This window comes from Streptomyces sp. MBT65 (assembly GCF_016612545.1).
Lineage (GTDB): Bacteria > Actinomycetota > Actinomycetes > Streptomycetales > Streptomycetaceae > Streptomyces.
In genome coordinates this window covers 1-14,182 of sequence record NZ_JAENRY010000333.1, presented here as the reverse complement: position 1 = coordinate 14,182, position 14,182 = coordinate 1, and the positions used below count along the sequence as shown (strand labels likewise).

Sequence of the window (14,182 nt, the reverse complement as noted above, 5' to 3'; positions counted from 1 at the left end):
GGGCTGAACGTCGACGCCGCGGCCTCGACCGCCGCGGGTGAGGCAAGGGCGGCGTGGGCGGCCGTCCCGTCGCTGCCGAGGCCGCCCAGGACACCCGCGGCGACCACCCCTCCCCAGCGCAGCAGGTCACGTCTGGACGGTGGGGTCGTTCCGGCGACGGGGAGCGGGCGGTTGTCGTCCTCGGGGCGTGGCGTGGGGGGCATGGGGCTCCTTCGACGGGCAACGAGCGTTCGACATCGTTGTCAGCGCGCCATGCTGACGGGGTGTCACGGCAGAACATGCTTCGTGCCAACAGCGCCGAGGGCGGCGGACGGTCCGGTGTGCGGGGTGGGGTGCCGCATGCGGATGTTGCGCCAACTCGCCTTCCGTTGAGGGAAAGTGCGCTACTGAGGGATGACAGCATCCCCCGGGACCGCTGTCCAGCCCCTGCGCAACACCCGTCCCCTGCGGCGGAGTTGAGAACCGGACGCATTTCGGCCGAGGGTGGGGACAGGGGCGGGTGCGAACTGAACGTTTCCATGTGAGCCGGTGGGGTGCTTGGCACCGGGATGTTCCGTGGGTGAGCCGACGCGAGTGGTCAGCGGTCGGTGGATGCGCGTCCCGCCTCGGGGGCAGCGGGTCGTCTGCCGCGAGCAAGGTGCCGGCCGGCTCGGTACGGACTGTCCGCCACCGGCGTCGATGTGATCCGGGCCGGCTTGTCGGTGGCGTCGCTGATGAGTGTCCGGTAGCGCTCGGTGCGGGTCAGGAACTTGCCCATCAGGTCCTGTGCGTGTGCCTCGTCCGTGGCTGATTCATGGCGGCCCGCCGCGTGAACGCGGCACACTCCGCCGACGCTGCTCATCCTTCGGCGACGAGGTCTTCGAGCGACAAAGGCACATCCACCTGGTACTGGGTCATCTCCTGAGGGGCTTCCGGATTCGGTCGCTCGGTCGTTCGGTCAAGGGCTCGACGGCTTCGCCGATCCCCTGAACGGCAGTGGCACGCGGGGCAACTGGGAGGAGATGGAGGAGCTCTGGCTTGTCGGCGATGAGTTTGAGGACTGCTTTCTCGCCGACGTCATCGTGGAGGGCGTCGGCGAAGGTACCGACGGACGGGAGTTCACCGGTGCCTCGTACTCCGTCGAGGTCAGGTGGGAGCATGCACGGAGCAGCGGAGGCGGCCAGGTCGGGTCGGGGTTGGCGCATCGCGGTGGACGTTGCGAACTCCCGTGTCCGAGGCTCCGCTTGACCATGTCCGGGAGTGCCGGCCGGGTGCTCGCGGGAGGGGCTGGGCAGCAACAGCCCGTGCGCGGTGTGTGCTCTGTCCCGCTCTGTGTCAGCGGGCGATGGAGAGCGCGAAGGGGGTGAATCCGCTGGAGCGGATCACGTGGGGTACGAACAGGATCGCGGCCTCCGTGGCGCGGGCGGTCCGGATTCCGCCGAGATCGGTGATCCACTCTGTGTGCCAGCCCAGGTCGGTGAGCAGTTCGCGTACGGTCCGCTTGGCCTGCTGGTTCTCGCCGGAGAGGAAGGCGGTGGGCGCCTGGGCGAGTGTGGCGGGCGCGGTCATCACCGTGAAGAGCATGGTGTTGAGTGTCTTGACGACTCGCGTCTCGGGGAGCGACTCCTGGAGCTGTTCGGCGAGGCTCGAGCCGGGATAGAGCAGGTCGGCGGGGAGTCCGTCCGGTCCGTCGACGGTGGCGTTGGAGACATCGACGAGGATCTTGTCCCGCAGTTCCTCGCGCAGCGCGACGAGCCGGTCCAGGGAGGTGTCGCCCGGCGTGGCGTTGATGACGACCCGGGCGGTCCGGGCGGCGTCCGCGGCGGCCCCCGGCGAGCGGTCCGCCACGGTCACCTCGTGCCCGGCCCGGGTGAGGGCTGTGGCCAGGCTGCCGCCGACGCGGCCGTTTCCGAGAATTGCGATCGTGGTCATGATGATCTGGTCCTTTCCGTGCTTGCGGGCGGGGTGTGCGGTCAGCGCGAGAGCGTGGCGGCGGCCTCGGCGTGCACGCCGGGCGCGGCGGCCAGGCGGGCGCGGCGGCCAGCCGGTCCTCACCGTGGTCCACCTTCCCCTGACCGGCGAGACCTACACCGGTCTCGCCGGTCAGGGGAAGGTGGACCACGGTGAGGACCGGCTGGTGGTCGCGCACGAGGGTGGCGGTGACGGCCCAGTCGGGCAGGGCGTGCAGGTGGTTGACGTTGCCTTCGGCCGGGTCCACGACCCACCATTCACCGGCCGGCAGCGCACCGCCCGCGAGTTCGTCCTCCACCCAGCGGGCCTGGGGGCGCAGGTCCGTGAGGCGGGGGCGCAGGACTTCGAGGACGGCGTCGTCGTTGACGGCGAGCGCCCGCATCAGCTCTTCGCGGGTCTGGTAGCGGACCACGTCGCCGAACCGCTCCCGCAGCGCCGAACCTGCCGTACGTACGGCAATCGCGGTCTGTGCGAGCAGGTCGGCGTCGGAGGCGGCGACGTCAGTGGTCTGAAGCGTTTCGGACATGGTGGTGCTCCCGTCTGAACAGGGGTGATGAGGCCGGTCGGGCCAAGCGGCGCGTTCCGTCGTGCGCTCTTGCCTAGAAGGTATGCAGCCCCGTCGTTAACTTCAACTGCATGTCAGGCACGGCTAGGATTACTCTCATGCAATTGGATTTGAATCTGCTCGCTGCGTTCGACGCGCTGCTGGAAGAGGGCAGTGTGGCCGGGGCGGCCGCGCGCCTGCATGTCACGGCTCCCGCGATGAGCCGGAGTCTGGGCCGGATCCGGCGGACCACCGGGGACCAGATCCTGGTGCGCACGGGGCGCACGATGACGCCGACGCCGTACGCGATCGCCGTGCGGGAGCAGGTGCACGATCTGCTCCAGCAGGTTCAGGGGGTGCTGGCGCCGAGCCGCGAACTCGATCTCGGGACGCTGGAGCGCACCTTCACACTCCGCTGGCACGACTCCCTCGTCGCTCTCGGCGGCCCCGCACTGCTGGCGGCCGTACGGACCGAGGCGCCGGGTGTGCGACTGCGCTTCGTCGCTGAATCGAGCGTCGACACCCCCGGGTTGCGGCGCGGCGAGGTCGACCTGGAGGCGAACGCCAACCGCCCGAGCGCACCGGACATCCGTGCCGAGCACGTGGGCGAGACCCGCCTCGTCGTTGTCGTGAGGCGGGGGCATCCCCTCACCCGCGTCCCGGCCGTCACCGCCGAGTTGTATGCCGGTGCCGAGCACATCGCCGTCTCGCGACGTGGAAACCTCAGCAATGCCGTGGACGACGCGCTCGCGCGACTCGCCCTCACCCGCCGTGTGGTGGCGGCCGCTCCCACGGAAGCGGCCGCGTTGGAGTTCGTGCGTGGCTCTGATCTCCTGGTCACCGCCCCCGAAGCCACCACACGCTCCGTGGTCGAGGTTCTCGGCCTGGTCGTGCTTCCCCTGCCGCTCGAACTGCCGTCGGCAGCGGTGTACCTGTCGTGGCATCAGCGCTACGACACCGACCACGCCCACACCTGGCTGCGCGGGCTGGCGCGCACCGCGCTGACCGATGCGGCACGGTCATGACTGTGATGTGGGCCGTCAGGAAGACGGCATGACGGTGGCGAAGGCTGCCGGTCGGGGCGTTGAGGTCGGCAGGAAGATTGTTGGCAGCAAGCGCAGCATCGTGATGGACACGACCAGCCTGTCGCTGACCGTGCCGGTGACTGCCGCGAGGGTCCAGGACTTCACCGCGGGGGCGGGGCCCTGCTGAACCGAATCGCGTCCGCCCGCCCCACCTCCACAAGGCCTGGGCGGACCGCGGCTGTCGCGAGTACCCCGCCGACCACTCGGCACGGCTCGGTATCGACCTTGAAATCGTCCGCCGCACCCACGTCGCCCGAGGCACCCGGGGCTTCACCGTGAAACCGCGCCGGTGGGGAAGCGGGCGGCAGAGGGAACGCTCGACCGGCTGATGCTCCACCGCCGCCTGGCCTGCGACCACGAAGCTCTCCCGATCGTTCCACCGCCGTGATCTACATCGCGATGATCGCCCTGATGGCACGCCGCCTCACCGAAGAATTCGCACCACCTCGGAGAGGAGTCTGACGGTCCGTCAAAGACGATCCTGCGATGAGACATCAGGACGGCGCGCCCTCTCGAGCAGGCCGTGGGCATGGAGATCGGCCGTCGGCCGCTTGGGGACTCCGGCCGCACTTTCGCGTTATCCGATGGCGAGATGGAGGAGGGGCAGACCTGGGAGGCCGTGCACCCCGCCCGTCACCACCGTGTCAGGGGGCTGAAGGTCATCGTCGACGCCGCGCTGCCGAGCCGACCTGCGGGCGGGTGCCGCAGCCGGCGCGCGTACCTGGGGCAGTTGACGTACGTACCAGTTGAGACGAGCCGGACCGCAGGATCCATCAGGACGTCACCGAATCCGCTCCCCAACGTGTCCACGCCTGCGACGCTGCGATCGTCTGTGCCAACGACACGGCGGTGTCCATCCTCGGCCAGATCAGCGGCCACGCCGGATGGTCGATCGGGCCGGGTCCTGAGCAGTTCCTGTGAGTAGCTCGTCCAGGACGATCGTGCCGGCCACCTGCTCGCCCCCACGCCGGGCTGCGGTCGAACTGTCTGTCATCACTCCCTGAGTCGGGAGGTTCTTCCACGCGAACCGTGCCGACTCAAGGGTCGCGCCACACATGGGTGGAGGGCCGAAAGGTGGGTGACACCATGTATGGAATCACAGTCCATGATCAGCAAGGCTGTGTCCGGAAACGGACTCCGGTCATAGGGAGGCCGGTACGGGGGCAGGGGGAGACGGGGCGTGTCGCTGTTCTGGCGGATGCTCGTGTCGAACGCCGTGGTGCTCGCCATCGCGACCGCGTTGCTCATCAGTCCGTGGGGCACGGTGTCCAGCCCTGTTCTTCTGCGCGAGGCGCTGGTGATCGGCGGCGGCCTGGCCGCCATGCTGGTGGTCAACGGGTTGCTGATCCGTGTCGGACTGGCTCCGGTGGAACGTCTGACCAAAGCGATGGCGGACGCGAATCTGCCGGCGCCAGGAACGCGCGCCCGGGTCTCGGGAAACGGTGAACTCACCCTGGGCCATGTCCAGCTTCGACCCGACCTCATCGACCGCTGCCTCGTCGCCGCCGGGCGCACCCTCACTCCCGATCCCACAACAGTCCGACGAGTTCGGTAACCGAGGGATCGGACGCCGCCCCGTTCGGTGCGCGGGGAACGGTACTTCCTCGCCGCGTCAGCCACCCAGGCCGGGTCGCAGGCGCAGCGTCAGGATCTGGAACGGACGCAGGGTCACCTCCACGTCGTCGCCCGTGTACCGGTGGCTTGTCGGGTCGTCCAGGGGACGTTCGAGGAGGTCCGTCGCGGTGGCCGAGGACAGGGGGAACGAGGTGGTGAGGGTGGCCCGGGCACGGATGCCGCGGGACTCGTAGAGGCGTACGACGATGTCTCCTGAGCGGTCGTCGGCGAGCTTGACCGCCTCGACGACCACTCCGTCATGATCGACCGCGACCAATGGGGCGACCGCCGTACTGCCCGGCACCGTGCGTTCCGGAAGGTTGAAGTGGTAGCCCTCCCGTGTCGCGTCGGCGACGTCTGCGCCGATCAGGAGCGCGTAGCCGAGCCGGTGGGTGCCCTGGTCCTGGTCCGGATCGGGGAACCGGGCCGCTCGAAGCAGGGAGAGCCGGACCGTGGTGGTCGTTCCGCCGTCGGCGCGGACGTCACGGGTGACGTCGTGGCCGTAGGAGGAGTCGTTGACCAGGGCGACGCCCCAGTCGGGCTCGCCGATGTGCAGGAAGCGGTGGGCGCAGACCTCGAACTTGGCCGCGTCCCAACTGGTGTTGGTGTGGGTGGGGCGCTCGACATGGCCGAAGGGGATCTCGGCTGTGGAGTGGGCGGCCCGTACGTCCATGGGGAAGGCGGTCTTGAGGAGCTTCTCCCGTTCGTGCCAGTCGACGAGCGTGTCGATCACCAGCCGCTTGGAGCCGGCGGGGAGGGAAAGGGTCTGTTCGATGCGGGAGTCGCCGAAGACCCGGACCACGCGGACACCGTCCCCGGTCGAGGTGACCGAGTCCGCCTCCGTGAGGTCGCGGACGGTGTTGCGGTAGAACGCGTCGATGTCCCAGGCGTCCCACTGGTTGGGGAAGTCCTGGTGGAGCTGGAGCAGATTGCCGACCGCGCCGGGCGCCAGCGCCTCCCGGCCGGCCGTGTGGTCGTACGCCGAGGTGACGAGCCCCCGGCTGTCCACCACGACCTGTACCAGGGAGTTGTCGAGGACGAATCCGTCCCCGTCGGGCACCGGTGCCACGGGAGCCTCCGACGAGACGGAACGGGGGACCGCGCCGAACGCCGCGACGCCACCGCGGTGATGGGGCGCCGCGTTGAAGACCACGGATCCCTCGCCGGTACCGGCGAGCGCCCGCTGCGCCGTCCCGATCAGCTCCTCCAGCTCACGGGCGACCTCCGCGTACGTCTCCTCGGCCTCGCGGTGCACCCAGGCGATCGACGTCCCGGGCAGGATGTCGTGGAACTGGTGCAGCAGCACCGTCTTCCACAGCCGGTCCAGCGCCTCGTACGGATACGGCAGCCCGTGCCGTACCGCGGCTGTCGCTGCCCACAACTCGGCCTCGCGCAGGAGGTGTTCGCTGCGTCGGTTGCCCTGCTTGGTGGCGAGCTGACTGGTGAGGGTGCCGCGGTGGAACTCCAGATACAGTTCGCCGGACCAGACGGGGGCGCCGCCGTTCGCCTCGTACTCGGCGTGGGCGCGCTCGAAGAAGTCGGTCGGCGGCTCGATCTCGACGCGGGCCGAGCCCTCCAGATCCCTCAGACGCGCGGCGCGGGAGAGCATCTCGCGGGTGGGACCGCCGCCTCCGTCGCCGTAGCCGAACGGGATCAGGGAGTGGTTGGCGGGACCCTTCTCCTGGAAGTTCCTTACGGTGTGGGCGACTTCGGCGCCGGACAGCTCGCCGTTGTAACTGTCGACGGGCGGGAAGTGGCTGAAGATGCGGGTGCCGTCGATGCCCTCCCACCAGAAGGTGTGGTGCGGGAACTTGTTGGTGGTGTTCCAGGAGATCTTCTGGGTGAGGAACCAGCGCACCCCGGCCAGTTTCATCAACTGCGGCAGCGCCGCGTTGTAGCCGAAGGTGTCCGGGAGCCACATCTCCTCGGTCTCGACCCCGAACTCCTCCAGGTAGAAGCGCTTGCCGTGCACGAACTGACGCACCAGCGCCTCGCCGCCCGTGATGTTGGTGTCGGGCTCCACCCACAGGCTGCCGGTCGGCAGGAACTGCCCGGTCTTGGCCTTCTCCTGGGCCCGCGCGTACACCTCGGGGCGGTGCTCCTTGAGCCAGGCCAGTTGTTGCGCCTGCGACATCACGAACTTGAACTCCGGGTGGTCGTCCATGAGTTGGGTGACATTGGAGACCGTGCGGGCGACCTTGCGGACCGTTTCGCGCAGCGGCCACAGCCAGGCGGTGTCGATGTGGGCATGTCCGACGGCCGAGACGCGGTGTGCGCTCGCGTGCGCGGGAGCCGCCAGGGCGGGGGAGAGGTGGGCGCGGGCTGCCGTCGCGCTGCCGCCGACGTCCTGGAGGTCGATCGCGTCCAGGGCCCGGCCGACCGCCTGGAGGATCTGCCAGCGGCGCGGGGAGTCGGGCGACAGCTCGTGCATCAACTGTCCCAGGACGTCGAGGTCCTGCACGAGTTCATGCACGTTCCGGTCGAGGACGGCGAGGTCCAGGCGGCGCAGCCGGTAAAGGGGTTCACCCGGAGCGTCGGTGCCGTCGCCCAGCCAGGGCGCCCGTCCGCCCACCGGGGTCGGGCCGAAGGTCAGCTCGTCGGGTGCCACATGCATGACGACCGGATTCGCCGCGGCCTCGACGAAGGCGGTGAACTCCTCGCCGCCGGACGCCCGTTCGGTGACGGGGACCCAGGTGTTGCGCGGGTTGAGAGCCTTCACCGCGGTGCCGTCGGCACGGTAGACGAGTCCCTCGGCCGAGAAGCCGGGGGAGTGGGTGGCGAAACCGAGGTCCAGCACGGCCTCGACCGTCTCGCCGGCCCACTCCGCGGGGATCGTTCCATCGACCTTGAACCAGCTCGTCGACCAGGCGGGCCCCCACCGGTCGCCCACCCGCGCGGGACGGTAGGGGGCGGCGAGACCCTCGGGCACGGGCACCGGCTCGCCGGGCACGCTCCAGATCTCCACGTCGAGGGGGACGCACCGGGCGTGGACGGCGGGCCGGATGCGCTCGTTCAGAACACGTGCCAGCCGCTGTTCGATGACGTCACGGTCGTTGTGCATGGGTGTCTTTCTCCGTACGGGTGGGGGAGTTCAGCCCTTGAGCGCGCCGCCGAGGGCGAATCCGCCGCCCAGCTTGCGGGACAGCAGTACATAGAGCAGGACCACGGGCATCGAGTAGATGAGGGAGAACGCCGACAACTGCCCGTACTGCGTCTGGTCATGGGCGCTGAGGAAGGTGAACACGCTGACGGACGCGGGGAGTTTCTCCGGTGACAGCAGCAGGATGAAGGGGACGAAGAAGTTTCCCCACATGCCGATGAAGGTGAAGACGGTGACCACGACGACACCGGGCCGCATCAGCGGGAGCACCACCCGCCACAGCAGTTGCATGGTGTTCGCGCCGTCGATCCGGGCCGCCTCCTCCAGGACGACGGGAACTCCGTCCATGAAGTTCTTCATCAGCCAGATGCCGAACGGCAGCGCCGAGGCGGCCAGGAACAGGACCGTCGCGGGCATCGAGTCGATCAGGTTGACCTGCACGAACATGCTGTACACCGGGATCATCACGGCGGTGATGGGCAGGCCGGTGGAGAACAGGATCGTATAGAGGAACGGGCGGCGCAGCCGGGAGCGGTAGCGCGACAGCGGGTAGGCGGCCAGCACGGACACCACGACCGTCACCGCGGTCCCGAAGCCGCACAGCAGCAGGCTGTTGAGCATCGGCCGGTAGGTGGTGTCGACGTTGAGGACGGCGTCGAAGTTGTCCAGTGTCAGCGACGAAGGCATGGTCAGCCGGAAGGAGTTGGTGTCGCTCACCGAGGCGAGCAGCATCCACACCAACGGCAGCACGTACAGCACCGAGACCGCCAGCAGTACGACGTTGATCAGGACGCGACTGGGCCGGAAGCGGCGACCGCCGCGGGCGGGGCCGGTCCTCGGGGCGATGGTGTGTCCGGCGGAGGTGGCGGGGGGCGTGGCGACAGCGGCCATCAGTCGTCCTCCAGTTTCAGCAGCCGGATGTACACGACGGAGAACAGGGCGCCCACCACGAGCAGGACCAGGGCGATGGCGGTGCCGTAGCCGATCAGGCTGTTCTGGAAGGCCTGTTGGTACATGAAGATCGGCAGGGTCTCGCTCTTGTTGCCGGGTCCGCCGCGGGTCATGGTGTAGATCAGGCCGAAGACGGAGAGCGTCTGGAGCGTGATGAGCATCAGGTTGGTCAGGATCGACGGCCTGATGACGGGGAGGACCACCCGCCACAGCCGCTGCCAGGGGTTCGCGCCGTCCATCTCGGCGGCCTCGGTCAACTCCTGGGGCACGTCGTTGATGGCGGCGGTGAAGACCATCATCGAGAAGGCCGTCCCGCGCCAGACGTTGGCCAGGCACACGGCGAGGATCGGCATCGTGTACAGCCAGTTCTGGCCCGGCAGGTGCAGGGTGTCGAGCAGGGAGTTGAGCGAGCCCTGGTCGTAGAAGAAGGCGTACATCAGATAGCCGGCGACCACCTCGGGCAGCACCCAGGCGGCGATGACGACGCCGTTGACGAGGGCCCGTACCGGCTTGGTGGCCTTCTGCATCAGGATGGCCAGCGCCAGTCCGAGGGTGTTCTGGCCGATGACCGCGGAGCCGACCACGAACACCAGGGTCAGTTTGACCGCGTTGAGGAAGTCGCTGTCCCGGAAGGCGCGGGTGAAGTTGTCCAGGCCGATGAAACGGGCTCCGGAGGCGCCCGTGAGCTGCATGTCGGTGAACGCGTAGTAGACGCAGTACCCGATCGGCCCGGCCAGGAAGACGGCGAGCAGCACCACGGCCGGCAGGGTCGGCAGTCCGCGCAGCAGTGAGCGTACGGCGGGGGCGGGCGCCCCACGGGACCGGCGGTGGGCGCCGGTCCCGTGGGGCGCGGGGGCCAGGGCGGTCATGAGCCGCCCTTGACGGTCTTGTCGCCGCCCACGGCCGCTTTGACATCGTTATCAAAAGTCGATGCGGCCTTGTCGACGGACGCCTGACCGGTGGTCACGGACTCCATCGCCTTCTGGATCGCGGTGGAGACCTGGTTGTAGGCGGGCAGTCCGGGCCGGTAGTGGGTGTCGGCGACCAGCTCGGTGAAGAACTTGTTGGTCGGCACCGAGTTCAGATACGTCGAGTCCGACGCCACGTCCGTGCGTACCGCGATGTTCGCGTTGGTCGCGTTCCACTGGGCCGCGTTGGTCTTCGTCTGGAGCGTGGTCGAGAGGAACTTCCAGGCGAGATCCGCGTTCCCCGCCTTCGCGGGGATCGACCAGGCCCATCCGCCGGACATGCTGGTGCGGCCGGGTGCCTGGCCGTTCTGCGTCGGCATGGCCGCGGTGCCCATCACCGACTGCCACTCGGTCCACGGCTTGGCCGCCGCGGAACTCCAGTTGTTGGGCATCCAGGAGCCGTCGATGTCGATCGCCAGCTTGCCCTCGGGGATCAGCTCGGTGCCCACGGCGGTCCCGAAGTTGGCGCCCAGCGCCTGCTCCTTGGACGGGCCGAGACCCTGGCTGTATACGGTGTGGACGAAGTCCAGCGCGTCCTTGAAGCCCTGGCTCCCCACCACCCACTTCTTCTGCGAGGCGTCGTAGAGGGACTTGTCGCCGGCCGGTGTGCCGTAGAGCAGCATCTCGAAGCCCTGCATGGAGGACGCCTCGCCGCCCGCCTGGCCCGTGTAGAGGTTCAGCGGGGTGACGCCCGGCAGCTTCGCCTTGACATTCCTGGCGGTGGCGATCACATCGGCCCACGTCTTGGGCTGCCAGGGGACGGACACCCCGGCCTTCTCCAGAAGCTGCTTGTTGTACCAGATCCCGCGGGTGTCGGTGTCGTCCGGCACGGCGTACGTCTTGCCGTCGGACGCGCCGGTCACCGCTCCCTTGGCGGCCTTGGCGTACTGCGACCAGTCGCTCCACTTCGCCGTGTAGGCGTCGAGGGGCTTGAGGTAGCCGCCCGCGATGTCGGAGTTGATCAGTGCGGTGTCCTCGTAGACCAGGTCGGGCGCGGTCGCGGGGGAGCGCATCATGAGCTGGATCTTGGTGTAGTAGTCGTTCTCGGAGGCGGTGACCGGCACGAGGGTGACCTTGGTGCCCGGGTTGGCCTTGGTGAACTGCTTCACCATCGAGGCGAGGAAGGTGGCCTGGAGCTTGTTCGTGCTGTCCAGGTTCTGCCAGTAGACGACTTTGATCGACTTGGCCGAGCTGCCTGAAGTGCCCGAACCGCAGCCGGTGACAGCCAGAGCGGTGGCCGCGGTCATGGCCGCGGCGGTGACGATTCTCGACGAGCGCACAGTGGTTCCTCCGGAACGGAAACCTGAGGGAAGACCGGGAGTTTTACCGGATGAGAGGCCAGACCGACGACGCCCCACGCTCGGCGCCGCCCTGCGCTGTCTGGCCGTCATGGCCGGATTTGGTGGGCGCTAGCTAAATCCATTTGATGGATGAAGTCAATGCTTCGAGTATGTAAACTTCCGTCACTGGCGGACCCGCCGGTATGCCTCTCGGCGGCCCCGCGGCCGGTCCGGGCAGGCCGGTCTCATACAGGGGGCACAGGTGACTGACAGGTGACGACGCTCAGCGGTACGAACCTGCCGCGCGTCGGCGGCTACAACCAGGCCGTCGTGCTGGACGCCATCAGGACCACGGGACAGGTCAGCCGGGTCGAACTGGCCCAGCTCACCGGCCTCACCAACCAGACCGTCTCCAACGTCGTCCGCAAGCTCCTCGACGCCGGTCTGGTCGCGGAGTCGGGACAGGCACCTTCCAGCGGCGGCAAGCGTCGCACCCTGCTCTCCATCCGCGCCGACGGCGCGTGTGCCGTCGGCGTCCACCTCGACCCCGACGCCGCCGTCATCGTCGTCGTCGACCTGGCCGGTCAGGTGATCGGCGGCCGGCGGCTGAGGCTCGCCGACGCCGGGGACCCCGCCGACGTCGTGGACCGGGTCGCCCGCGCCGCCGGACGGCTCGTCGACCGCACCGGCGTCGACCGTGCCCGGCTGCTCGGCCTCGGCATCGCCGCGCCCGGCCCGCTCGACGGCACGACCGGCGCGGTGGTCTCCCCACCGAACTTCCCTGGCTGGGGTCGCGTTCCCCTCGCGGGCATGTTCGGCGCGGCCACCGGTCTGCCCGTCGCCCTCGACAACGACGCGACCGCGGCGGCGATAGGCGAGCGCTGGATCGGCGGTGCCGAGCGCGCGGGAAGCTTCCTGTTCCTCTACTTCGGCACGGGCATCGGCGCCGGCATCGTCCTCAACAACACGGTGCTGCACGGCGATTCGGGCAACGCCGGCGAGTTCGGCCACATGGCGGTGGAACCGGGCGACCGAGTCTGCCAGTGCGGCGCCCTCGACTGCCTGGGCCCGTACGTCAGCCCGCCCGCGATCATCGACGACCTGCTGCGTCTGCACGGCCGCCCCGCCGCCGACCGGATCGGGCTGAGAGGCACACCCGACTCCGCCCACCACGACTGGAAGGTCCTGCGCCGCGCCGCCCGCGCCGGTGACCCCGACGCCTGTGACGTCGTACGACGGGCCGCCCGCCGCATCGGCGAAGCCGCACGGGGTGCCGCGAGCCTCCTCGACGTCAGCCGGGTCGTCCTGGGGGGCGAGGCGCTGCGCGGTATCGAGTCGATCGTGCGGGAGGAGATCGAGACCGCGGTCAATCGAACGTCCGTCGCCCGCACGATCCGCTCGGTCGCGGTCGAACAGAGCGTCATCGGGGACACGGTTGGCGCGGTGGGAGCGGCGTCGCTGGTGCTGCACGGCAACTACGCGCCCGGGTGGCGGATGCTGACGGACACGCCAGGGTGAACCGTTCCCCGACCCAGCGAGGACCGCCCGGGCGCGGTCCGCGTCGGCGACACCTTCCTCGCCTACCTCCCCCTCTTCTCCGACGGGGCCGGCCACATCGGCGACTCCCGATACAGCAGGGCCAGGAGCACCCTGAATGCGGGCGGCACGCGGGTCTTCGCCGTGGACACGCCACTGACCGGCGTCTCGTACGAACTCCCCGCTGCCAAGCGCTCGTTCCGTCTCACCACGGACGTCTCCCGCCCCACCACGCTGTCCTCGGTCAGCACCCGCGTCACCGCCGAGTGGACCTTCACCTCCGCGCACGTCGCCGGTGTCGGGCAGCGGATGCCGCTGTCGGTGGTCCGCTTCACGCCCCGGCTGTCCACGGAGAGCACGGCCAAGGCGGGTACACGTTTCTCCGTCCCGTTCACGGTCGAGGGCGCGGCCACCGCGCGCACCGCCCGCAAGCTGGCCTTCTCCGTCTCGTACGACGACGGCCGGACCTGGCACCCGGCGAAGGCGGTCGACGGCAAGCGCCTCGACCTGCGCCACCCGGCGAAGGCGGGCACGGTCTCCCTGCGCGTGACGCTCACGGACGCGGCCGGCAACACCCTGAAGCAGACGATCCACCGGGCCTACCGGACCATCAAGTAGACGTCTGTACACGTGGATTGGTTGGACGCCCGGGTCGGCTTCGGCCGACTCGGGCGCTCTTGGCGTGAACGGGACCCGCTGACCGTCGGAAAGCGAGAGGCGCCGGAGGGGATGAGGGGAGCAGCTCGATCAGCAGGGAGACGAACGGCAACATCGAGGCGAGCTCGGGCGGTGAGCCGGGGACCAGCGGTGCGGATCATCGTGGGCCGCTGTACCACACCGGTTCGCCCTCACTACTGTGGCGGCGCGGCCCGCGTGTTGGAGCGAGAACATCGGGCGGGCGCGGGTCACCGTGCCGCGTCCTTCGGGAGCGAGGTGCGCCCGCAGTGCCTGGACGGCTGTCACTGCAGGCAGGCGGGGGCTGTTGCCAGGCCGTTCTTCGACCCGCACTCGGGCGGTAGCGCGAAGCGCCCCGGGTCAACGTCCCCCGGCAGGCCGGTCGCCGGGCTGGGCGGCTCGGTGCGGGCGCGGGGGAGGCCGGGCTGGGGAGGTGGCGGCGGGACCTCCTGGAAGGAGATGCCCGGCGGCGCCGCGAC

At 69.4% G+C, this 14,182-nt stretch carries 13 protein-coding genes and 2 pseudogenes; 5 read left to right on the top strand and 10 right to left on the bottom strand.

Annotated elements, in window-relative coordinates:
* From JHN63_RS43250 to JHN63_RS43230, 5 genes and pseudogenes are all read right to left on the bottom strand, one after another.
* Positions 1–203: twin-arginine translocation signal domain-containing protein (locus JHN63_RS43250; protein ID WP_200690612.1), on the bottom strand; the 203-nt coding region annotated here is incomplete at its 3' end.
* Positions 204–577: 374 nt separating this feature from the next.
* Positions 578–841, bottom strand: coding sequence for a hypothetical protein (locus JHN63_RS43245; RefSeq protein WP_200690611.1), 264 nt, complete (start codon positions 839–841; stop codon positions 578–580).
* A gap of 52 nt (positions 842–893) precedes the next feature.
* Complete coding sequence (locus JHN63_RS43240) at positions 894–1,139, bottom strand: hypothetical protein (protein ID WP_200690610.1); 246 nt, start codon at positions 1,137–1,139, stop codon at positions 894–896.
* Between the two features lie 175 nt (positions 1,140–1,314).
* Positions 1,315–1,911 carry an NADPH-dependent F420 reductase gene (locus tag JHN63_RS43235; RefSeq protein ID WP_200690609.1) on the bottom strand — a complete coding sequence of 199 codons (597 nt, stop codon included), beginning with the start codon at positions 1,909–1,911 and terminating at the stop codon, positions 1,315–1,317.
* A gap of 136 nt (positions 1,912–2,047) precedes the next feature.
* Positions 2,048–2,476: pseudogene (locus JHN63_RS43230) on the bottom strand (inositol monophosphatase family protein); the annotation flags it as partial.
* Positions 2,477–2,613: 137 nt separating this feature from the next.
* Between JHN63_RS43230 and JHN63_RS43225 the strand changes: the two are divergent.
* The 3 genes from JHN63_RS43225 to JHN63_RS43215 all read left to right on the top strand — a co-directional run bounded on the left by JHN63_RS43225 (position 2,614) and on the right by JHN63_RS43215 (position 5,134).
* Positions 2,614–3,519 carry a LysR family transcriptional regulator gene (locus JHN63_RS43225; RefSeq protein WP_200690608.1) on the top strand — a complete coding sequence of 302 codons (906 nt, stop codon included), beginning with the start codon at positions 2,614–2,616 and terminating at the stop codon, positions 3,517–3,519.
* A 28-nt stretch (positions 3,520–3,547) separates the two neighbouring features.
* Complete coding sequence (locus tag JHN63_RS43220; RefSeq protein ID WP_200690607.1) at positions 3,548–3,706, top strand: hypothetical protein; 159 nt, start codon at positions 3,548–3,550, stop codon at positions 3,704–3,706.
* A 1,053-nt stretch (positions 3,707–4,759) separates the two neighbouring features.
* The gene (locus tag JHN63_RS43215) at positions 4,760–5,134 is read left to right on the top strand and encodes a hypothetical protein (protein WP_200690606.1); all 375 of its coding nucleotides are present in this window, start codon (positions 4,760–4,762) and stop codon (positions 5,132–5,134) included.
* 57 nt (positions 5,135–5,191) lie between these two features.
* Here JHN63_RS43215 and JHN63_RS43210 read toward each other — a convergent pair whose 3' ends face one another.
* Genes JHN63_RS43210 through JHN63_RS43195 form a run of 4 tightly spaced genes read right to left on the bottom strand, consistent with a single transcriptional unit; the run spans position 5,192 to position 11,459 of the window.
* A complete protein-coding gene (locus JHN63_RS43210) occupies positions 5,192–8,254 on the bottom strand; it encodes a glycoside hydrolase family 38 C-terminal domain-containing protein (protein ID WP_200690605.1) in 3,063 nt (1,020 codons plus the stop codon).
* 30 nt (positions 8,255–8,284) lie between these two features.
* A complete protein-coding gene (locus JHN63_RS43205) occupies positions 8,285–9,184 on the bottom strand; it encodes a carbohydrate ABC transporter permease (protein ID WP_200690604.1) in 900 nt (299 codons plus the stop codon).
* Positions 9,184–10,113, bottom strand: coding sequence for a carbohydrate ABC transporter permease (locus JHN63_RS43200; RefSeq protein WP_200690603.1), 930 nt, complete (start codon positions 10,111–10,113; stop codon positions 9,184–9,186). The genes JHN63_RS43205 and JHN63_RS43200 overlap by 1 nt, the downstream gene beginning before the upstream one ends.
* Positions 10,110–11,459 (bottom strand): extracellular solute-binding protein, encoded by a 1,350-nt coding sequence (locus JHN63_RS43195; protein ID WP_234478551.1) that lies wholly within the window; start codon positions 11,457–11,459, stop codon positions 10,110–10,112. The genes JHN63_RS43200 and JHN63_RS43195 overlap by 4 nt, the downstream gene beginning before the upstream one ends.
* 306 nt (positions 11,460–11,765) lie before the next feature.
* On the opposite strand from JHN63_RS43195, the gene JHN63_RS43190 reads away from it, so the two are divergent.
* Both JHN63_RS43190 and JHN63_RS43185 read left to right on the top strand, forming a co-directional pair.
* Positions 11,766–13,010, top strand: coding sequence for an ROK family transcriptional regulator (locus tag JHN63_RS43190; RefSeq protein WP_200690601.1), 1,245 nt, complete (start codon positions 11,766–11,768; stop codon positions 13,008–13,010).
* Positions 13,011–13,172: 162 nt separating this feature from the next.
* Complete coding sequence (locus JHN63_RS43185) at positions 13,173–13,646, top strand: hypothetical protein (RefSeq protein WP_200690600.1); 474 nt, start codon at positions 13,173–13,175, stop codon at positions 13,644–13,646.
* Positions 13,647–13,987: 341 nt separating this feature from the next.
* On the opposite strand, the pseudogene JHN63_RS53410 reads toward JHN63_RS43185, so the two are convergent.
* Positions 13,988–14,182, bottom strand: a pseudogene (locus JHN63_RS53410) (hypothetical protein); the annotation flags it as partial.